General features: G+C 65.2%; 17 protein-coding genes and 2 tRNA genes. 10 read left to right on the forward strand and 9 right to left on the reverse strand.

Translation table 11 applies throughout. The annotated features are described in order from the left end of the window. Positions 1–31: 31 nt before the first annotated feature. From clpP to H8F01_RS00020, 4 genes are all read right to left on the reverse strand, one after another. Positions 32–661: an ATP-dependent Clp endopeptidase proteolytic subunit ClpP gene (clpP, locus tag H8F01_RS00005; protein ID WP_187057064.1), complete on the reverse strand. Its 630-nt coding sequence runs from the start codon at positions 659–661 to the stop codon at positions 32–34. Positions 662–698: 37 nt separating this feature from the next. Beyond that, a complete protein-coding gene (tig, locus tag H8F01_RS00010) occupies positions 699–1,991 on the reverse strand; it encodes a trigger factor (protein ID WP_187057065.1) in 1,293 nt (430 codons plus the stop codon). An 87-nt stretch (positions 1,992–2,078) separates the two neighbouring features. After that, positions 2,079–2,163 (reverse strand) — tRNA-Leu (locus H8F01_RS00015). A 245-nt stretch (positions 2,164–2,408) separates the two neighbouring features. After that, on the reverse strand, positions 2,409–4,352 hold the full coding sequence (locus H8F01_RS00020; RefSeq protein WP_187057066.1) for a formylglycine-generating enzyme family protein: 1,944 nt from the start codon (positions 4,350–4,352) through the stop codon (positions 2,409–2,411). Between the two features lie 106 nt (positions 4,353–4,458). Between H8F01_RS00020 and rnd the strand changes: the two genes are divergently transcribed. Then, positions 4,459–5,577, forward strand: coding sequence for a ribonuclease D (gene rnd, locus H8F01_RS00025; protein WP_187057067.1), 1,119 nt, complete (start codon positions 4,459–4,461; stop codon positions 5,575–5,577). 58 nt (positions 5,578–5,635) lie between these two features. Next, positions 5,636–5,711 (forward strand) — tRNA-Ala (locus tag H8F01_RS00030). Between the two features lie 118 nt (positions 5,712–5,829). Here H8F01_RS00030 and H8F01_RS00035 read toward each other — a convergent pair. Further along, complete coding sequence (locus tag H8F01_RS00035; protein WP_187057068.1) at positions 5,830–6,717, reverse strand: EamA family transporter; 888 nt, start codon at positions 6,715–6,717, stop codon at positions 5,830–5,832. A gap of 289 nt (positions 6,718–7,006) precedes the next feature. Here H8F01_RS00035 and H8F01_RS00040 point away from each other — a divergent pair, with 289 nt between their 5' ends. Beyond that, positions 7,007–7,690, forward strand: a complete 684-nt coding sequence (locus tag H8F01_RS00040) for a DUF2076 family protein (RefSeq protein ID WP_238481094.1) — start codon at positions 7,007–7,009, stop codon at positions 7,688–7,690. 42 nt (positions 7,691–7,732) lie between these two features. Here the strand turns inward: H8F01_RS00040 and H8F01_RS00045 are convergent, their stop codons facing one another. The 3 genes from H8F01_RS00045 to H8F01_RS00055 all read right to left on the reverse strand — a co-directional run bounded on the left by H8F01_RS00045 (position 7,733) and on the right by H8F01_RS00055 (position 11,485). Beyond that, positions 7,733–8,458: a tetratricopeptide repeat protein gene (locus H8F01_RS00045; RefSeq protein WP_187057070.1), complete on the reverse strand. Its 726-nt coding sequence runs from the start codon at positions 8,456–8,458 to the stop codon at positions 7,733–7,735. After that, positions 8,455–9,120, reverse strand: a complete 666-nt coding sequence (locus H8F01_RS00050) for a Fe2+-dependent dioxygenase (RefSeq protein WP_187057071.1) — start codon at positions 9,118–9,120, stop codon at positions 8,455–8,457. The genes H8F01_RS00045 and H8F01_RS00050 overlap by 4 nt, the downstream gene beginning before the upstream one ends. 70 nt (positions 9,121–9,190) lie before the next feature. Next, positions 9,191–11,485 (reverse strand): TonB-dependent receptor, encoded by a 2,295-nt coding sequence (locus H8F01_RS00055; protein WP_187057072.1) that lies wholly within the window; start codon positions 11,483–11,485, stop codon positions 9,191–9,193. Positions 11,486–11,984: 499 nt separating this feature from the next. On the opposite strand from H8F01_RS00055, the gene tviB reads away from it, so the two are divergent. The 5 genes from tviB (at position 11,985) to H8F01_RS00080 (ending at position 18,460) form a co-directional block, all read left to right on the forward strand. Then, positions 11,985–13,262 (forward strand): Vi polysaccharide biosynthesis UDP-N-acetylglucosamine C-6 dehydrogenase TviB, encoded by a 1,278-nt coding sequence (gene tviB / locus H8F01_RS00060; protein ID WP_187057073.1) that lies wholly within the window; start codon positions 11,985–11,987, stop codon positions 13,260–13,262. 71 nt (positions 13,263–13,333) lie between these two features. Further along, complete coding sequence (locus H8F01_RS00065; protein WP_187057074.1) at positions 13,334–14,344, forward strand: NAD-dependent epimerase; 1,011 nt, start codon at positions 13,334–13,336, stop codon at positions 14,342–14,344. 101 nt (positions 14,345–14,445) lie between these two features. Beyond that, the gene (locus tag H8F01_RS00070) at positions 14,446–16,107 is read left to right on the forward strand and encodes a GMC oxidoreductase (RefSeq protein ID WP_187057075.1); all 1,662 of its coding nucleotides are present in this window, start codon (positions 14,446–14,448) and stop codon (positions 16,105–16,107) included. A gap of 26 nt (positions 16,108–16,133) precedes the next feature. Next, a complete protein-coding gene (locus H8F01_RS00075) occupies positions 16,134–16,877 on the forward strand; it encodes a 4'-phosphopantetheinyl transferase family protein (protein WP_187057076.1) in 744 nt (247 codons plus the stop codon). A gap of 182 nt (positions 16,878–17,059) precedes the next feature. After that, on the forward strand, positions 17,060–18,460 hold the full coding sequence (locus tag H8F01_RS00080; RefSeq protein ID WP_238481095.1) for a TIGR03013 family XrtA/PEP-CTERM system glycosyltransferase: 1,401 nt from the start codon (positions 17,060–17,062) through the stop codon (positions 18,458–18,460). Positions 18,461–18,563: 103 nt separating this feature from the next. On the opposite strand, the gene H8F01_RS00085 is transcribed toward H8F01_RS00080, so the two are convergent. Further along, entirely contained in the window at positions 18,564–19,298 is a 735-nt protein-coding gene (locus H8F01_RS00085; RefSeq protein ID WP_187057077.1) for a J domain-containing protein, read from the reverse strand. 168 nt (positions 19,299–19,466) lie between these two features. Between H8F01_RS00085 and H8F01_RS00090 the strand changes: the two genes are divergently transcribed. Together H8F01_RS00090 and H8F01_RS00095 are read left to right on the forward strand one after the other, a co-directional pair. After that, positions 19,467–20,321, forward strand: coding sequence for a hypothetical protein (locus tag H8F01_RS00090; RefSeq protein ID WP_187057078.1), 855 nt, complete (start codon positions 19,467–19,469; stop codon positions 20,319–20,321). Between the two features lie 391 nt (positions 20,322–20,712). Next, positions 20,713–20,928, forward strand: coding sequence for a hypothetical protein (locus H8F01_RS00095; RefSeq protein ID WP_187057079.1), 216 nt, complete (start codon positions 20,713–20,715; stop codon positions 20,926–20,928). The last annotated feature ends 29 nt before the right edge of the window (positions 20,929–20,957 follow it).

The following is a 20,957-nucleotide window of genomic DNA, read 5'->3' on the forward strand; positions in this document are numbered from 1 at the left end:
GACTTGCAAACCCGGTACCAAATACCTGAAATCAGGAAGATTTCACCGATTCGACCGCGCGGCGGTCCAGGACCTGATCGATCAGGCCGTACTCCTTGGCCGCCTCGGCGCTCATGAAGCGGTCGCGCTCCATGTCCCGCTCGATCTTCTCCAGGGGCTGGCCGGTGTGCTGAACGTAGATGTCGTTCAGGCGGCGGCGCAGGTACAGGATTTCCTGTGCCTGGATTTCGATGTCGGTCGCCTGGCCGCGGGCACCGCCCGACGGCTGGTGGATCATCACCCGCGAGTTGGGCAGCGAATAGCGCTTGCCCTTGGCGCCGGCCATCAGCAACAGCGAGGCTGCGCTGCAGGCCTGCCCGATGCACATGGTGCTGACGTCGGGCTTGATGAACTGCATGGTGTCGTAGATCGCCAGCCCGGCGGTGACGGCACCGCCCGGGCTGTTGATGTACAGATGGATGTCCTTGTCCGGGTTTTCGGACTCGAGGAACAGCATCTGCGCGACCAGCAGGTTGGCTACCTGATCGTTCACCTCGCCCACGAGGAAGATCACGCGCTCCTTGAGGAGACGCGAGTAGATGTCGTACGAACGTTCGCCGCGAGCGGTCTGCTCGACGACCATCGGTACAAGGTTGAGGTTCTGGATCGGGTCCATAGCCATGCGTGTCGCTCTCCGGTTAATTCGCCTGAAGGATGCCTCAGGCACTGACCGGGCGCATCACCTCGTCGAAGCCCAGGTTCTGCACGGTGGTCGCGGCGTGATCTGCCACCCACTCTGCCACCTGGTCTTCCATCACGCGGTTCTGCAGCCCTGACATCAGTTGGGGGTCACGGTTGTAAAGTTCAACAACCTTCTCCGGCTCCTCGTACGTCGAGGCAATGGCGGCCAGCTGCTCGGCGACGCGGCTGCGGTCGATGACCAGCGCCTGCTTGCGGGCGATCTCACCCATCAGCAGACCGGCGACGACGCGCTTGCGGGCGACCGGCGAGGCAGCCTCGATCAGCTGCGGCGGCACCTGCTGGCCACGCGGAACGCTGTTCTGGGCCAGGGCATGAGCCTCGGACTGGATCATCACGTTCGGCACGTCCAGGTCCGGATGCGCGTCGGCCAGCTTCTCGGCCACTTCGGACTTCAGGCGGGCCATCAGGGTGGCCTTCAGCTCGCGCTCGAGGTTGGCGCGCACTTCTTTGCGGAACTGCTCCAGGTCACCGTCATTGATGCCAAACAGCTGGGCGAACTCGGCGTCCACTTCCGGCAGCTTCGGCTCCTGCACCTTGATGATCTTGAAGTGGCACTGGGCGGTCTTGCCAGCCAGGCCTTCGTTGCGGAAATCAGCCGGGAATTCGACGTCGGCGTCGAACTCTTCATCGGCCTTGCGACCGGTCAGCACTTCGTCCAGCGCCTTGAAGAGGTTGCCCGAACCCAGCACGCTGCCGGCACGCTCCAGGCCTTCCGTCGGGAAGCGGTAGTCGCCCGCCTGCGCGGAGTATTCGAACATCACGAAGTCACCCTCGGCCGAGGCGCGCTCGACCGGGTCGAAGCTGCGACGCTGCATGCGCAGGGTCTCGATCATCTTCTCGATGTCGGCGTCGCTGACTTCAGCCACGGGGCGGCTGATCGCGAGCTTGGCAACGTCGATTTCCGGGAATTCCGGCATCACTTCGAAGGTGGCGGTGTAGGCGATTTCGCCATTTTCCGGACGGCCCGTGGTGTCGATCGACGGGTTGGCGATCGGACGCAGGTTTTCCTGGTTGACGGCCTCACGCAGCGTGCTGCCGATCAGGTCGGAGAGCACTTCACCACGCACCTGGTCACCGAAACGCTGCTGGATCACCGCGGTCGGCACCTTGCCCGGACGGAAGCCCTTGAGGCGCACGGTGCGACCCATTTCGGCGATGCGCGCGCTGACCTGCGACTCGAAGCGCTCCGCGGGGAACTTCACCGTGAGCTTGCGCTCGAGCTTGCCGACGTTTTCAACCGAAACCTGCATGACGTCTCCTGGTGTAACGGTAAGGGCGCCCGTCAAAGGCGCCTGGCGGCCCCTGGCCGCCTGCAAAAAAGAAAAAACCATAAGGGATGGTGCGAAAGGAGGGACTCGAACCCTCACGGGGTTACCCGCTGGAACCTAAATCCAGTGCGTCTACCAATTCCGCCACTTTCGCATCAGAACAACCAAGAGGAAGTGTCCGCAAGCCTCGGATTCACAAGGAAATAAAAGGATGGAAAACCCTTCATGCCCCGCCCCGCCAGCTCCCGGGCGCTCCGCCCCTAAGTCGATGATTCCCTTACACGAAAGCGGGTCATTTTACGGTTCGTGCAGGGGCCAGCACAAGCGGGGGAACGCGGCTGGCCCAAAGGTCTCCAGGTGCCTGCGACACGGCCATCCCGGCTCGTCCAGACCCTGCGTTCAAAGCTCGCGCAAGACCCGGATGCCCACGCGTCCGCTGCGCACGCTGGCGTCCGCGCCCTGCCGGTAGGCCGAGCGCACCTGGTCCGGCGAGCTGCCCCATGAACCGCCACGCACCACCCGGCTGCCACACCCCGGATTGACCCAGGCGCTGCCGTCGCGAGGGGCGCGCAGGTAGCTGTCGTGCCAGCAGTCCTGGACCCATTCCGACACGTTGCCATCCATGTCGTACAGGCCAAAGGGATTGGCCGCGAAGCTCATCGCCGGCGCCGGCCCCCAGAAGCCGTCGCGATAACCTTGGAAGGCATTGCTCCAGCGGCGCCCACTCGGCGAGCGGTCTCCGGAACCCGTGAGATTCTCCACTTTGCTGCTGGGCGCGCCATCGCCCCACCAATAACGTGTGGTGGTGCCGCCCCTCAGGGCGTACTCGAACTCGGCCTCGCTGGGCAACCGGTAGGTCTTGCCAGTGCGCTGGCTAAGCCAGTCCACGTAAGCCTTAGCGTCATTCCAGGACACATTGACCACCGGCAGGCGGTTGTCTGCATTGCGTCCCGCATAATCGGTCTGCCAGCCGGCGCTGGTGTCGTCGCGCATGGCGCCCGAGCCCTCGTCATACACGCTGGCTCCACCCAGCTTCACCGAGTCGGGCTGGTAGCCACTGGCGCGGACGAACTCCCGGAACTGCCCCACCGTGACGGACGTGCGTGACAAGGCAAAACCCTTGGAAATCGTGACTTCGTGCTGCGGGGTTTCGGCATCTTCGCGGCCGGTCTCGCCATCCGGGGCACCCATCTGGAAGCTGCCCGTCGGCACGACCACCATGGAGGGCGCCTGTCCGGGAATGTCGGCAAAGCGGTCGGAGAAGACCTGCCCGGGCTTGTAACTCGCGTACAGGCGTGCGTTGGTGATGCGCTCGCCGAAATCAGCCAGTCCGGCCAGATCCGGGCTGATCGCCTTGGCCTGGTCCGCCAGCTGCTGGGCCAGGGCCAGGTTGCCCGAGTCGAGCGCTGAACGCGCCTGTGCCAGCAGGCCATTGGCGCGTCCCTGCCGCAAGCTGTCCACGCGACCGTGCACGTCGCGCAGCGCCTGCGAATCGGGGGCGATCTGCGCGGCCTCGGCCAGGGCCTCATCCGCCGCCTTGAAATCGTTCTGCGCGATGGCAGCCAGCGCCCGGTCGAGGATCACGCGCTGCACCTGCAGGGTTCCCTGCGCGGCCACTGCATTGTCCGGGTCGAGCTGCTGCACCTGGCGATAAATCTCCATCGCGTTATTGCCGGTCGGCTGGTCGGCATTCCCCTGCTGCAGCAGCGTGGCCGCCTTGGCCAGCAAGGGCCTGACCTGGGACAGCGTCTTCAGCTTGGCCTGCAGCTGGTTCACGTCATCCCCGGAATCGGGAATGAGCTTGAGGCTGTCGAGCAGATCGCTGGCCGACTCCGCATCGCCCACGGCAAGATCCTGGTTGATCTCCGCTTCCAGGCGGGCACGCACTTCGAACAGGCCCTGTGCGGCACGACGACTATCGGGCTTGTCCTTGAGCGCCTGCCCGAACAACGCCGCGGCACTGTTCTCGTCCCCTGCCAGCTGTCCCGCCTTCAGGGCCTTGGCCGCGCGCGTGATCAGGGCATCGACCTCCGGCGTATCCGCGCTCAGCTGTTCGGGGAGGTTCGTGTTTTTCTTGCTCAACCGCGCCACCACCACATCGGTGGGAGCCAGCGTCAACGGCGGGCCCGCATCCACCTCGCTCGGCTCGGGCAAATGCAACGATGCCGTCGGCGCCGCGGCAGTAGCCGGCCCCAGGTTCATCGCCCGGTGCGAAGGAGCGGACGAGGGCTCGACGTGGAACACGCGCGGGAAGAAGTGATAGACGAGGGCGAGCGCCAGCACGACGACACCCACGGCACCACCGAGGGATCGCTGTCGTCGTACGGTTTCCTTGCTCGGCATGTTGGGCGTCCCTGGGCGGCCTGCTATGGTGCGCAATCTAAACCTTAGGCACAAACCGATGTCAGGACAATGCACTCGTGCAAGTCCGGCATCGCCAGGAAGACGCATGCAACAAGATTCCTCCCTAGCGCCCCACGCCGACTGGATCCAGCGGCGCGAAGACCTGCAGGCCTGGCTCGCCGAACTGCCGGGCGATGCCGCGCTGGGCTTCGACACCGAGTTCATGCGCCGGAACACCTTCTATCCGCAGCTGGCACTCATCCAGCTGGGTTGGAATGGTCGCTACGCCCTGGTGGACCCACTGGCTTTCGACATCAACGATGCGCTGCGCCCGCTGATTGGCGAGGGCAACGCCGTCACCGTGATGCACAGCGCCAGCGAGGATCTGGAAGCCCTTTCACCGCTGCTGCCCCACGGCCCGCGCCAACTGTTCGATACGCAGATCGCCGCCGCGTTCGTCGGCATGGGGTTGGGCATCAGTTACCGCGCCCTGGTGGCCGAGCTCGCCGGCGCGGAACTGGACAAGGGCGAAACCCGCTCGGACTGGCTGCAGCGACCGCTCACCGATTCGCAGCGCGTCTACGCCACGCTCGACGTGGTGTACCTGAAGACGGTGCACGAGCAGCTGGCCGAACGACTCGCCCAGCGTGATCGCACGGCATGGCACGCCGAAGACTGCGAGCGGCTCAAGCAGCGCGCATGCTATCGCGAGGGCGATCCGCAACCCCAGCGCGGCTTTCGCAGCGCGTCCGAATGGCGCCCGGAGCAACAAGCCCTGCTCCGCCGCGTGCTGTTGTGGCGCGACCAGTCCGCCCGCTCGCTGGATCGTCCGCGACCGTGGCTGCTCGAAGACGCCGCGGCCATGAGCCTGGCCCAGCAGCCGCCGCGTTCCGCCCGTGAGCTGGAGGAACGCACGCGTGGACAGCGCGCGCTGCGTTCACCGCAACGCGTGGAGTTGCTCGACCTACTGCAACGTCCGGTCGATGCCGATGAAATTTCCGCCACCGGCCCCATCCTCGAATCGCCCCAGGGCGAAGCCAAGCGCGCGCTTGCGGCCATGAAGGACAGCGTGGACAAGCACGCCGAGCAGCTCGAACTACCCCCTGGCCTGCTGTGCCCGCGCAAGGTGCTGGAGGAGTACGTCGTCACTGCCGAATGGCCCGATTTCCTGGAAGGCTGGCGACGTGGCGTCCTGTTCGAACCCTTGAGCAGCCTGCTTCCCTGAGCCTGCGCCGGGGGCTTGGCGAGCGCCGGAGTTCGCTGCTACCATCAATGGCTCGTGTGGGGCCATAGCTCAGCTGGGAGAGCGCGTCGTTCGCAATGACGAGGTCGGGAGTTCGATCCTCCCTGGCTCCACCACTCAGACAACACCGAACAGCGCTTTATGCCTTGCGGCGTGAAGCGCTGTTTTGTTTTGGGCGTTCCGCACCGATGGCGAAGCCGTGATGACGCGCTCCGCCAACCGGATTGATGGCCGTCAGTTGACCAGCGGCGGCTCGCTGAGGGCCGGGCGCCGCACGCTCAACGCCGTGCCGGCAGCCGCCACGATGATCGCCACGATGGCCGTCCATTGCAGAAGGCTCAGGCGTTCACCCAGCAGCATCACGCCCGCCATCGCCGCCACGGCTGGCTCCAGGCTCAACAGGGTGCTGAAAGTGCGCGCAGGCAGTCGCGTCAGCGACACCATTTCCAGCGAATACGGCAAGGCCGAGCTGAGCACGGCCACGCCCAGCGCGTAGGGCAGCAGCGAGGGAGAAAACAACGCACTTCCCGCATGCGCCACGCCAAACGGAATGGCGAGCAAGGCCCCGATCGACGTACCCCAAGTCACGGCATCGCCCCCATGAGCCTCGCCCGCCTTCTTTCCGAACACGATGTACAGCGCCCAGCCCAGCCCGGCAGCCAGCGCATACATCACGCCCACGGGATCAAGCGATTGCACCTCGCCGCGCAGTGGCAACAACAGGAGCAGGCCCGCAACCACCAGGGCGATCCACACGAAATCGATCAGGCGACGCGAACTGAACAGCGCCAGCGCCAACGGGCCAGTGAACTCCAGCGCCACCGCGATGCCCAGCGGAATCGAGCGCAGCGACATGTAGAACACCAGGTTCATCGCGCCCATCGATAGCCCATAGGCCCACAGCGAGCGCCAGTTCGTCCCTGCCCCCACCCGTCGCCACGGGCGGCGCCAGAGCAGCAGGATCAGCGCACTCAGGCCCAGACGATAAGCGGTTGCGCCCTGCGCACCCACCGCCGGAAACAGGTGCTTGGCCAGCGACGCACCGCACTGATAGGACACCATGCTGATCAGCAATGCACCGATCGCGAGCGCGACCGGACCGAGCGTCGAACGAGAGGACATGGGGACGGCCGCGAGGAAGCAATGCGCCCATGATGCCTGCAGCTATTTGCGAAGCCCACACCCCTGCCCGCTTCCGAAACGCTGCTGCTGACAGGTGATGTCAGTAATCCAGGCGTGCGCCCCATCATGCCTCTGGTCGAAAGAGCTTGCGCATTCGCTGACTGCAAGGAAAACGACAGCGGCCTGGGCCTTGATGTCACGCGTGGCGGTCACACTTCCGGCACTGCAGCCCCAACAAAACGGCCGCCACAGTATTCGTTACTTGCCGTCCCACGGAGATTCGCCAGTCATGACCCCGCAGGAACAACAGCTCATCGATGATTTTCTCCAGCGCCTTGTCGCCGCTGGCAGCGTGGCCAAGGACGCACAGGCCGACGCGCTGATCCGCCAGCGACTGGCCGCGCAGCCCGACGCCCTGTATCTGCTGGTACAGCGCAGCTTGCTGCAGCAACAGGCGCTCGACAGTGCCAAGGCGCAGATCGCTCAACTGCAGGCCCAGCTTGCCGGCCAGCAGGGCGGCGGGAGTTTCCTCGGTGGCCAGCCGGCACCGGCCTGGGGCGCCGCACCGCCGCCGATGCCTCAGCAACCCATGCCCCAGCAAGCCATGCCGCAACAGGCCCCGCCAAGCTGGCGTGACCGCCTGTTCGGCAGCGCACCGGCGCAGCCGGCACCGGCCGCGCCATCCTTCCTTTCGCAGGCAGCCACCACCGCCGCCGGCGTGGCGGGCGGCATGTTCCTGTTCGACGGCATCGAGAACCTGCTGGGCGGCGGCCACCATGGCGGTGGCTTCTTCGGTGGCGGCGGACAGCCGACGGTGGTGGAGAACATCACCGAGAACAACACCTACTACGACGACAACAACGATCGCCTTGGCGATCACCGCGATCGCGACGACTTCGCCTCGAACGATTTCTCGTCGAACAACGACTTCGACGATAGCGACGGCGGATTCGACGACAACAACTGGGCGTAAGCTCAGCCTGCACCACGGAACGCCTCCCTTGCGGAGGCGTTCTTATACCGGGGCCAGGGTCGCCAGTGCGCGCAACTCCGGATGCGTCGAGCGGGACAGGTCTTCGCGCAGCGCGTCGGCGAAGTACGCGGGCGACGCAACCAGCACGCGACGCAACAAGGCGCTGGCTTCCTCGATGCGCCCCTGCTCGGCAAGCACCGACGCCCAGCTGCATTGCCCGCGGTAATCGCCCTTTTCCGCCGAGCAGCGATACAACTCGCGCGCACGCTCCGCATCGACCTCGGTTTCCCAACCGAACTCGTAGTACTGCCCCAGAAAATGCATGGCGCGGGCATGTCCCAGCTCCGCCGCACGGGCAAACCACTGAAACGCGGCGGCACGGTCAGCCTTCACGCCGCGACCGTTGGCCAGCACGTGCGCAAAGTTGTACATGCCCCAGTCGGAACCATGCGTGGCCGCCTCGCGATACCACACCGCGGCCAGCTCGGGATCGGCCGCACCACCCCACCCGTTTTCCAGGCAGCGCCCCAGCATGTTCATGGCCATGGCATCGCCCTGGTGCGCCGCATGCTGGAACCAGTAGCGCGCCTCCGCGCCATTGCGCTCGCAGCCGATGCCTTCCAGGTGCATCTGACCAAGAGCCAGCTGCGACGCGCTGTCGCCGGCCAGCGCCTGCACCCGCAACATGCCAAGCGCGCGGGCAGGATCGCTCCGCAGCAGCTGCGGAAAACCATCGTTGGGATTGGCGACGCTATGTATTGCCGTCATGTTTCGGACCACGTGCGCAACAGGTTGTGATAAACGCCGGTCAGGCGCAGAACGTCCGCCTGCGGCGCCTCCGCCTGCGCCAGGCTCTGGATGGATACATCCAGTTCCAGCAACAGGCGACGCTGCGCTTCGTCGCGCACAAGGCTCTGGATCCAGAGCTGCGCTTCCACCCGCTCGCCACGCAATACGGGCTCCACGCGATGCAGGCTGCTGGCCGGATAAAGAATCATGTCGCCAGCGGCAAGGCGCACCGTGTGCGAGCCGTAGGTATCCTCGACGACCATGTCGCCACCGTCGTACTCGTCCGGGCCACTGAAGAACAGTACGGCCAACAAGTCCGTGCGGATCGTCGCACCGTCACCGGTGCCGCGGTCGATGCGAATGGCGTTATCCACGCGGGCGCCCGACGACTGCCCCGGTCGATAGCCACGGAACTGCGGCGGAGAGATGTGACGCGGCAAGGCGCCGGCAAAAAAGGTGGTATTGCGATGGAGCGCCGCGCTCACCAGCGCATCCAGCTCCCGCGCTTCGGCGCTGTCACCAGGCAGTTGCCGGCCGTGGCCTGCCGCAGCCCCATCCTCGTTCCACGAAGCCTGCGCAAGGCGTTGCCGGCCTTGGGCGAGCTCGTCGGCATTCAATACATCGGGAACGTGGAGCAGCATTGCATTTCCTGTCTTGACCCATCGGTCGCACCCTCCGGACCGAAAGGCGCGACCGTGCCGTGTGACCGTATCAGAAACTGAAGTTGGCCGTGAGCATACCCACCCGACCCGGGGCCACCGACGCGTAATGTGCGGCATAGGCCTTGTCGAAGTAGTAGCGGTTCGCAAGGTTCTGCACATTGAGCTGCAGCGACAGATGCGGGTTCACGACGTAGGACACCATGGCATCAAAACGGGTGTACGACGGCACCCACTTGGTGTTCGCCGTGTTGCCGAACACCTTGTCCTGGTAATAGGCGCCTCCGCCCACCGTCCACTGCGAGGTGATGGCATAGGTGGTCCACAGGATGAAGCTGTTCTTCGGCGTATTGGGGAACACGTTGCCCTGACTGGCCGCGTCGCCCGGTCCGGTCTTCACCAGCTCGCTGTCCAGATAGGTGTAGCCGCCATACACGTTCCAGCGCTCGGTGACCTGGCCACTGAAACCGAGCTCCACGCCATCCACGCGCTGCTCGCCTGCATTGATCTGCGGGCTGCCGCGACCACCCGTTGCCACGCGCGCATTGGTCTTCTCGCTGCGGAACACTGCCGCCGTCAGCGACAGACGCTGACCCAGCACATCCCACTTGGTACCCAGCTCGATATTGCGGCTGCTTTCGGGCTTGAGGTCTTCGTTGGTCACCGCCAGGCCATCCGCGCCATCACCGGCGTCCACGCCCGGCGGATTGGACGACGTGCCCCACGACACATAGATGCTGCCGTTGGCCGCCGGCTTGTAGACCAGGCCCAGCTGGTAGTTCCAGAAGCTGGAATCGTTGCTGAGGCGGGCCACCGCGCCGGTGGTGGTCGTGGTGGCCGTGGAACGCGTGCTGTAGCTGTCGAAACGCAGGCCACCATTGAGCGACCACTGCGGATTGAACGTCACCGTGTCGAAGGCCCAGGCCGAACGCGTGTCAGTGACGATGCGCGTGGGATTCTGCCCGCCGATGATCGCGCCGGTGAAGGGGTCGTTCGGCGTGGGGTTCTGCGCGCTGGTGCACCAGTAGTTGGACGCTGCACCGATACCGTACTTGCTGCTGCAGGCGCCGTTGACGATGGAACCGGTGTTATGGGTGTCGCTGGCGTTCTTCGCCGGGTCCACCAGATAGCTGGTGCGGTGGGTCTTCTCGCTGCTCAGCTCGATGCCGGCGGCCAGGCTGTGCTTCAGCGAGCCGGTTTCGAACTCGCCGGTGAGGTCGGTCTGGTTGGTGAGGTTGGTGGTGTTGCTGTCGCGGTTGTTGTTGCGGCGCCAAATGCCGCCATTCAACAGGAAGTTGCCCTGGCTGTCGTCTGGCTGCGTCCAGATGTAATCGTTGGTGGAGCGCCCATACACCGTGGTATTGCGCAGCAGCCAGCCGTCACCGAAATCATGTTTGAGCAGGATGGTGCCGACGTCGTTGCTCTGCTTCTGGTAATCGCGGGCCAGCCAACCGTAATAGGTACCGCGCGGCACCGAATACGGGCGACCGTCGCCATTGAGGCTCGCGTACGGGCTCGTGGCGGCAAACGGGTTGTTGTACGGAATGCCACTGTCCGGCGTGTCGTCACTCTGCAGGTGGTAGTAGCTCAGCGTGACGCTGGTCGCCGAATGCAGACCGAAGGTGACCGATGGCGCGATGCCCCAGCGCGACATGTCCGGACCGTTGCGCCCCGGCACGTCGTTGCTGTGTCCCATCACGTTGAGGCGGATGGCCGTGTCGGCGCCAACCAACTGATTCCAGTCGACCGTGCCGCGGTAGTAGTTGTCAGTGCCCATCCCGGCCGAGGCGCGCACGAAGTTGGTGGCCGTGGGCATCTTGGTCACCAGGTTTACGCTGCCGCCCACACCGCCTCGGCCGGTATAGGCCGAGCTCGGGCCCTTCATCACCTCGACCTGCTCGATGTCGAAGATCTCGCGCGACTGCGAGCCGGAGCTGCGCACGCCGTCGATGAACACCGAGCTCTCCGAATCGAAGCCACGGATGATCGGGCGGTCGCCGTTCGGGTTGCCGCCCTCGCCCGCGCCGAAGGTGATGCCCGGCACCTGGCGCAGCACGTCGAGCAGCGAAGTGGCCGCAGTCTGCTGGATCACCTGCTGCGGCACCACGGTGACCGAGCGCGGCGTGTCCAGCAGCGGCGCGGTGAACTTGGGCGAGGTGGTGTTGACCACGGTGGAACGCACTTTGACGCCGTCCAGGTTCTGGGCGTCCTGCGGGTCGGCCTTGCTATCGGCGGGCGCGTCGGCGGCGGCCATGGCCGAGGTCGACACCAGTGCCAGCCCAAGGGCGCTGGCCATCAGGCGCACCGGCGGGTGGGCCGAGGAGGAAACAAAGGGCTTGGAGGTCATGCTCGATCCTTCGCGCAGGCGAACACCGGCCGCCCCGGATCTGGGCAGCCATTCACCATGGGGTTGAGGGGGAAACCTGGGAGCGCGTGGCCGGGGGCCCACACGCTTCGCATGAAATTACGGTAACAATATTGAGAATGATTCGCAATACTGCTGTTGGATGGCAGTTTGCCCAGCTACTCCCGACATGCGCGAGGAGTGGATCAACGGCCCTCTCCGGCCGCCTGCATCGACTCGAAATTTTGCAGCTCGCCCGCAACCACTGCGTCCGCCGGGTGCAACGGCTCACATTCCCGCATACGCCATCCGGCAAGCATCCTCTGGCCTAGCGGAATTCCCTGATGACCCTGCTAGCCTTGCGCCGCCTGCAACCGGTTCGCACATTCGCACGCGTCTATGCACGCTTGCATTCATCCGAGGGCATGTAACGTCGCACGGGCTCGATCGATCCATCGATACCCTGCGGGTCTAGCCTCGCCATCAACAGTGGAAGAACGGCATGCAGAATCTGGAAGACACCAAGCTCGCCATCATCGGACTCGGTTACGTCGGACTGCCACTGGCAGTGGAGTTCGGCAAGCACTACGACACTACTGGTTTTGACATCAACCAACGCCGCATCGAAGAGCTGTCGTCCGGCGTCGACCACACGCTGGAAGTCAACGGCGAAGAACTGGCGGAAGCCAAACGCCTGCGCTTCAGTTCGCAGCTGGCGGATCTGGCCAGCTGCCATGTCTACATCGTTACCGTGCCCACGCCGATCGACTCGGCCAAGCGCCCTGACCTCACCCCGTTGATCCGCGCCAGCGAAGCACTGGCCAAGGTGCTCAAGCGCGGCGACATCGTGGTTTACGAATCAACCGTGTACCCCGGTTGCACTGAAGAAGTCTGCGTTCCCCTGTTGGAAAAGGGCTCGGGACTCGTCTTCAACAAGGACTTCTTCGCGGGCTACAGCCCCGAGCGTATCAACCCGGGCGACAAGCAGCATCGGGTCACCAGCATCCTCAAGGTCACGTCGGGCTCCACGCCGGAAGCGGCGGATTTCGTCGACCGCCTGTACGGCTCCATCATCACCGCCGGCACGCACAAGGCCAGCTCGCTCAAGGTGGCCGAGGCCGCCAAGGTCATCGAGAACACCCAGCGCGACCTCAACATCGCCCTGGTGAACGACTTGTCCATACTGTTCAACAAGCTGGGCATCGATACGCTCGAAGTGCTGCAGGCGGCTGGCACCAAGTGGAACTTCCTGCCGTTCCGCCCGGGCCTGGTTGGCGGCCACTGCATCAGCGTGGATCCCTACTACCTCACCCACAAGGCCCAGGAAGTCGGCCACCACCCGGATGTGATCCTGGCCGGTCGCCGCACCAACGACAGCATGGGCCCCTACGTGGCCAGCGAAGTCATCCGCCTGATGGTGCGCAAGGGCATCAACCCCGTGCGTGCACGCGTGCTGGTGCTGGGCCTGGCCTTCAAGGAAAACTGCCCCGACCTGCGCAATACCCGCGTGGTGGACATCGTGCACGCGCTGCGCGACTACAACGCCGAGGTCGACGTGCACGATCCGTGGGTGAATGTGGCGGAAGCCGAGCACGAGTACGCGCTTACGCCCATCGGCGCACCCGACCAGGGCAACTACGATGCCGTCATCATTGCCGTGGGCCACCGCCAGTTCGCCAGCCTGGGCGCCGAGGGTATCCGTGCCTACGGCAAGCCATCGTCCGTGGTCTACGACGTCAAGTACATCCTTCCGCGCGAAGCGGTCGACGGTCGACTCTAAGAGCCAGCTCAATGTCTCCCCGTAGCCCGCGCTGCTCAACCCCATGGAACAGGCTCTAAGGAAATAGCGTCATGAAAGTGTTGGTCACCGGTACGGCAGGCTTCATCGGTTCGCACGTCGCCCAGCGCCTGCTGGCGCGCGGCGACGAAGTGGTGGGCCTGGACAGCCTCAACGACTACTACGACGTCACCCTGAAGAAAGCGCGCCTGGCGCGCTTCGCGGACAACCCGGGCTACACCCACATCCACGCCGACCTCGCTGACCGCGCGGCCATGGAGCAAGCCTTTGCCGAGCACCGCCCGCAGCGCGTGGTGCACCTTGCGGCGCAGGCGGGCGTGCGCTATGCCGCGCAGAATCCGCACGTGTACACCAGCAGCAACGTCACCGGCTTCCTGCATGTGCTGGAAGGTTGCCGCCATCACGGTGTTGAACACCTGGTGTTCGCCTCCACCAGTTCGGTCTATGGCGCCAACACCGCCATGCCCTTCTCCGAACACAAGTCGGCCGAACATCCGCTCACGCTGTACGCGGCCACCAAGAAGGCCAACGAACAGATGGCGCACAGTTATGCGCATCTGTACGGCATTCCGTGCACCGGCCTGCGCTTCTTCACCGTGTATGGCCCCTGGGGCCGGCCGGACATGGCGCTGTTCCTGTTCACGCGCGCCATTCTCGCCGGCGAACCCATCCGCGTGTTCAACCACGGCAAGCACAAACGCAGCTTCACCTACGTGGACGACATCGTCGAAGGCGTGATCCGCACGCTGGACAAGGTGCCGCCCATCAACGTCGACTGGGACAGCAACCAGCCCGACCCGGCCACCAGCGGCGTTGCACCCTATCGGCTGTTCAACATAGGCAACGAGCGGCCGGTGGAACTGCTCACGTACATCGAAGTGCTCGAAGCCTGCCTGGGCCGCAAGGCCATCATGGAACTGCTGCCGCTGCAGCCGGGTGACGTGCCCGACACCGAAGCGGATGTAACCGACCTGATACAGGCCGTTGGCTATAGGCCGCAGGTGTCGGTAGAAACTGGCGTGGACAACTTTGTACGCTGGTACAAGGAGTACTACCGCGTGTGATCACCCAGGCCACCCCTAGTCCCTAGCGACTGTGCGCTGCGCCGCGGACCTGATCCACGACCGAGAGGGCAGTACGCGACGTGGGTCACTAGGGGATTGGCGTGATCATCGACTACTTGGATGGAGCGCATCCGGAGGATGTGGAGGCCGACCTGTGCATCATCGGTGCCGGCGCGGCCGGCATCGCCATCGCGCACAGTTTCATCGGCACACAGGTGCAGGTCTGCCTGCTTGAAAGCGGCGGACTGGGTGGCGAACAACGCAACCAGGCCCTGTATGAAGGCAGTTCGGCGGGTCATGTCGATTTTGATCCCGGCACGTCACGCATGCGCGTGTTCGGCGGCAGCTGCAACCTGTGGGGTGGCGGCTGCATTCCACTGGGTCGCGACGACCTCAAGCCACGTGACTGGGTGCCGCACAGCGGCTGGCCCATAGGCTTCACCGACCTTGAGCCCTACTACGCACGCGCCCGTGCGTTCTGCCAGCTGGGCGACATCGCCTTTACCGAAGGCACCTTCACCGCGCCCACCGCGCGACCGGTGCTTCCGTTTGACGACGACAAGCTGATCAATCCGCTCTTCGCGCGCTGCGCGATCCTGTTTGGCAATGCCTATCGCGACGTGCTTGATCACGCCGACAACGTCAAGGTTCTGCTGCACGCCAACCTGCTTGAACTGCTGCCCACGCCCGATGGCCAGCATGTGCGCGAAGCCATCATCGGCTCGCTCGGCGGCCATCGCGGGCGCATCCGCGCGCGCCAATACGTGCTCGCCTCCGGTGGCATCGAGAATGCGCGCCTGTTGCTGCTGTCCAACTCCGTCGTGAGCGAGGGCCTCGGCAACCAGCGCGATGTGGTCGGCCGTTATTTCATGGACCATCCCAGCGGCACGCTGGGCACGCTGACCGCCGACGAGTCCCATCGCGTCACGCGCCCCTACGAGCGCCTGCACGGCAAGAACGCGCCGATGTCTTTTCCCGAGATCGCGCTGTCGCCGGAGTACCAGCGCTCGCAGCGCGTGCTCAACGGCCGGGTGCATCCCTTCGGCGTCGAAGGCCCGTTGCCGCGTGGCATCCGCGCCTTGCGCGAATTGCGCACCGCCATGCGCAAGACCGTGCAGGATGAGAATGCGCTGCTTGAAGCGCGCCTGTCCGAAGCCCTGCGCAATGCGCCGCTGGGAGAAGTCATCACCGCACCCAGCAGCGTCGGACTGACCGCGCTCAAGCTGGGGCTTGGCATCGGCGACATCGCCAGGGCCGTGGTGCACAAGCTGGGCGATCGTCCGGTGGTGCGCAACAGCCACGTGGAACTGGTGGGCTACTTCGAACAGGCGCCCAACCCCGACAGCCGCGTCACGCTGGGCGACGACACCGACGCCCTGGGGCAGCGCAAGGTCTGCGTGGACTGGCGCCTTACGGAGCTGGATCATCACACCCATCGCAGCTCGGCGCAGCTATTCGGCAACGAACTGGCGCGCTCCTGCAACGGCCATTTCACCCTCGCGCCGTGGCTGACCAACATCGGCGATGCCAAACCCGAGATCCACGGCACGGCCCATCACATCGGCACCACGCGCATGTCGGATGATCCGGCACTGGGCGTGGTGGATCGCGACTGCAAGGTGCATGGCATGGACAACCTGCACATTGCCGGAAGCTCCGTATTCCCGACCGGCGGCTGGGCCTTCCCCACCTTCACCATCGTCGCCCTCAGCCTGCGCCTTGCCGACGAGCTGCGCGCATTGCTGATGGCCGGATTCCTGTAGCAAGAGGCAATGGAATGCACGCAGCCATGCTCCAGCAGGCAAGCTTTTCCCGCTTTACCCACCGCGTCGCGGCTGCCTTGCGCGCCTGCGGCTTTGTTGCACCCACCGACCACGAGGCGCGCGTGGTGGTGTTCGACAGCACGCCATGGTGGCCGCTGCTGGACGAAGCGGCGGACCTGCTTTCGCCGCAGGAGGCCTCACGCGCCGCCCGCTTCCGCCATGCACTCGACCACCACACCTACACCATTGCCCATGCCTTCTGGCGCGTGGCGCTGGGCATAACCCTGGATGCCGATCCCGCGGCCGTGCAGCTGGCGCGCTCGCCGGAGGGCCAACCCCTGCTGCCCGGCAGCGGCCTGGCAACCAGCCTCAGCCACAGCGGCACCATGGTGGCCATCGCCATAGCGCGGGGCGCGGCCATCGGCGTGGATATCGAAGGCCTCCCGTCGCGCGTGCACCTGCAGGACATTGCCAGCGTACTGTGCGCACCCGACGAAGCTGCCGCCATGGCCTTGCTGGATGGCAACGCCCGCACGCGCGCCCTGCTGGACCTGTGGACGCGCAAGGAAGCGCTGCTCAAGGCGTTTGGTGTAGGCCTGCGCGTGCCACCGGCAAGCATCGAGGCGGACCATGGGCGCCTCATCGAACCGCCTGCCGTCGCTGCTGAGACCAGTGCGTGCCGTGTGTTTCCGCTGGCCATGCCGGTGGGCTGGCTGGGTTCGCTGGCGCTGGCCGTGGATATCGAACGGCACACGCTGCACCACGTCTGACCTTTCGCGCGCACCGCGTGCGCGATGCGCCGGCTGACCATCCGGATGTAACACGCCTGAGACAGCCGAACAGACTGTGCCTTCGGTCCTCCGTAAGTTGCATCGACACACGCGAAGGCTCGGCGATAGCCTCTCTTACGGTCATTGGACATGACCGCATTAGGGGAAGTAAGGGGGATCGGATGCTTCGTTTTCTTCGTCGACAGTCCATGCGCTGGCTTATGTTGCTCGGCTTCTGCGAGCTCGTACTGCTTGCCCTGTCACTGACGCTCGCCACCTATATTCGCTACGCCTACAACCCGGACCAGCTGGCCGAGTTCAGCGCGCACCTGCCGGAGCGTTCGCTCATCTTCGCCACGATCATCATGATCGGCATGATCGCGCTGGGCCAGTATCAGGCGCATATCCGCATGACGCGTTTTGGCCTGGTCGCGCGCCAGTTCGTTGCTTTCGTGCTGGGCGGCGTGCTGCTGGTGATCGGCTACTACGTGATACCGCAGGCCTATGTCGGCCGCGGCGTGCTGGCCATCGCGCTGGCCCTGGGCTTTGCCCTGGTGTTCGGCGTACGCACGCTGTTCCTGCAACTGGTAGAGGTCGACGCGCTGAAGCGCCGCGTGCTGATCCTGGGCGCCGGCAACCGGGCGGCGCAGATCCACAACCAGATGCGTCGCCGCACCGACCGTCGCGGGTTCTTCGTGGTGGGTTATGTGCCGCGGGCCAACGAAACGGTGGCCGTACCCGACGATCACCTGATCCACACGCATTTGCCGCTGCACGTGCTGGTGCAGCGCGAGCAGATCGACGAAGTGGTGGTGGGTGTGGACGACCGTCGCGGCCACCTGCCGATGGACGACCTGCTCGAATGCCGCCAGATGGGCATCGCCATTACCGACCTCACCTCGTTCTTCGAGCGCGAGTCCGGTCGCCTGCAGCTGACCATTCTCGATCCGTCCTGGCTGGTGTTCTCGGGTGGATTCAACGCCACACCGCTGCGCCAGCTGAGCAAGCGCTGTTTCGACCTGGGCGCGGCGACCCTGCTGTTGCTGGTGTGCTGGCCGCTGATGCTGCTGGAAGTGCTGGCCATCCGCATCGAATCCGGTGCTGGCCAGCCCATTCTTTATCGCCAGGAGCGCGTGGGCGCACACGGGCGCACCTTCCTCCTGCTGAAATTCCGCAGCATGCGCACCGATGCCGAACGCGATGGCGTGGCGCGCTGGGCATCCAAGAACGACGACCGTGTCACCCATGTCGGCCGCATCAGCCGCAAGCTGCGCATCGACGAACTGCCGCAGCTCTGGAACGTACTGAAGGGCGACATGAGCATCGTCGGCCCGCGGCCGGAGCGCCCCCAGTTCGTGGCCGACCTGGCCACGCAGATCCGCTACTACAGCCTGCGTCATTGCCTGAAACCCGGCCTCGCCGGCTGGGCACAGTTGAGCTATCCCTACGGTGCCACCGTCGAGGAAGCGGCCGAGAAGCTCAAATACGACCTGTTCTACGTGAAGAACCACAACCTCATGCTGGACATGCTCATCCTGATCCAGACGGTGGAAGTGGTGTTGTTCGGCCGCGGAGCGCGTTGATCACGCGTGACCGCACTGGCCGCCGGGTGGTGGAAGCATACGACGCGATCCGACCTACCTCGGATCTCCCGCAGCAGCCGCCTGGCGACCAGTGCCGTCATGGTCAACGCGCCGGACCGATGGCCGCCACGTGCAGCGGCCGCAACGGCGATTCGTGCCACTCCACTACCTGATCGTTGTCGAAGCGGATCCAGGATGGTCCGTACTCCCAGATTCGCCCATGCACCGCGTCGGGCTCGCCTTCGATGTCACGCACATCGTCAGGCGACATGCCCAGGCACAACACTGCACCGGTGGGTGCGGGTTCGCCCAGCATGTTGCCGGCGCCGCGCTGGTCGGGCGCCTCCGCATCGGCGCTGTCCGGCGTCGAGGTTGGTGAGGTTGGCGAGGACTCATGCCACATCCAGCCCAGCGTCAGCAACGCAACGGCCAGCAACACGACCGCCAGCCTGGCGCGCGGACGGTGCCCTGGCGGCGCCACGGTCTCGTGCCAACCATCGGCATGGCCGGCAGGTACCTGTCGGCCGGCGAATGGATCGGCCGGTTCACGCGTCTCGCCCAGATGCGCGCTCCGCGTTTCCGTCATGCCCGGAGAAGCAACCTGCGGCGCGCCTGGCAGGCGGCCATGGCGGCGATGGAAGTCCATGGCGGCACCGTATTGCGCCGTGAGTCGTTGCAACCGCGCCGCGGCGCGATCGTCGGCCGGGGCGCCCTGGCGGCGATCCGGATGGAGGGCGGCGACGTGCCGGCGATACGCCTGCTTCAACGCATCCAGTTCGCAGCCGGGATCCAGCCCAAGGCGGCGATACAGATCGAGAAAGTCGGTTTCGTGCGTCATCAGCGCTCCCGGAACCATGCTGCCGAAGCGTCAACCTTGGCCTTGACGCCCCGGGTCAACCCACCGGTACTTCTACATCGTTTGGCCGTCCATTCGATGTGCGCCGCGAGCTTGACACGGTGCAGACCCAATCACAATATCGCATCAATACGGCAGGAGAATGCACACATGCACGCTGGTTTCTCCTCGTTCCTCCCGCGCCCCCGCAGCCATCGCACCACGTCGCTCGCGCTGCTTCTCGCCTTCGCCCTGCCCGTGGCCGCGGCCACCATCGACGATGCCATTCCCGCCATGCAGACCCCACCGACGCTCGGTGCGCACACCCTGCTCACCCAGTCTGAAGGCGATGGCAGTTCGCCGGCCATCACCTCGGCCGTGCACACGCAGGACGATGGCAGCTCGCTGCTCGTGCTGGTGGCCGGCCATGCGGACAACGACGCCACCCCCACCGACAGTTACGCCAATACGTGGAAGCTGGTGGGCGACCCGGTGACCTACAACGGTTACGACGCCCGCTTCGATGCGCGCGCCTATATCGCCATCGGCGCACACGGCGGCAAGCATCACACCGTGCAGGTCGCCAAGAACGGCTCGCCGAACGGCGAGATCAGCATGCCCTTCATCGAGATCGCCCACGCCGGCAAACTGCAGGACGTGGCACAGAACTACCCCACGCCCGGCGTCGCTGCACGGACGGCCAACAAGCTGGCCCGCGCCTGGGAAGGAGTGGTCGGCGGCCCCGACACCACCAGCACCCTGCTGACCAGCGGCACAGTCACCACCACCGGCCCGGCCACGCTGGTCGCCGTGTGGCTGGGCGACGCGTACATCTACTCGATGACTGCCGTGCCGGGCGACGGCTTCAAGGTAGTGGACAGCTACCTTCACCTGCCCCCGAACAGCGGCGTGCAGTGCGCCGTCGCCATCCGCCAGGTCAACGCCGCAGGCACCTATTCGGTGACATGGAGCGGCTCCCCGGCACAGGGCGCCATCCTCTGGCTGTTCGCCTTCCAGGCGCCCTGACGCAGCCGTTTTCGACCCACCTGTTACATCCCTGTATCACTTTCCAGGCGACCCTACGCCGCGCCTTCTGTCGCCGCGACACCTGATGCCGTGACAGCGCGCACGCGCTATCCCTAACAGCCTATTCCGTCGGGTTTGCCGCAGCGGATTGGCCGCAGCGTCCTGCAGCTTAGGGCGTATTCACACCCATGCACGCGGGACGGAGACTAACGGTGTTCCGATGTATCACGAGGGTTGCAGGAACCCTCGCGGAATACGGCAACGGGGGATGGTGCCATCGACGCGTACGCGGCCCGGAAACGATCCGCGCGACAAAGAAAGCGATCGTCGACCACCGGATGGATGACCCGTCGCTGCGACGCGAATCATGCTTGTTCAGGGGGAGGAAGCCATGAATGCCGATGCCGGCTGGCTGATCGAGGTGGAGAGGGAGTCCCTCGTGCTGTGGTGCCTCAGGGCGATGCGGTTGCACCGCGCGCTTCGCCTTGCCTTGCAACGCTCCCCGCAGATTGTTGTCGGCCGGCACCTGCCGTCCGGAAGGTGCGTGCGCCGCTCCCGCATCGGGCGGCATTGCCCTGGTGACACATTCCGCCCCCTTGCCAGTTGATTGACCGCGCCCCGTTGCGCGCAGGTGAA

This window comes from Dyella telluris (assembly GCF_014297575.1).
GTDB classification, from domain to species: Bacteria; Pseudomonadota; Gammaproteobacteria; order Xanthomonadales; family Rhodanobacteraceae; genus Dyella; species Dyella telluris.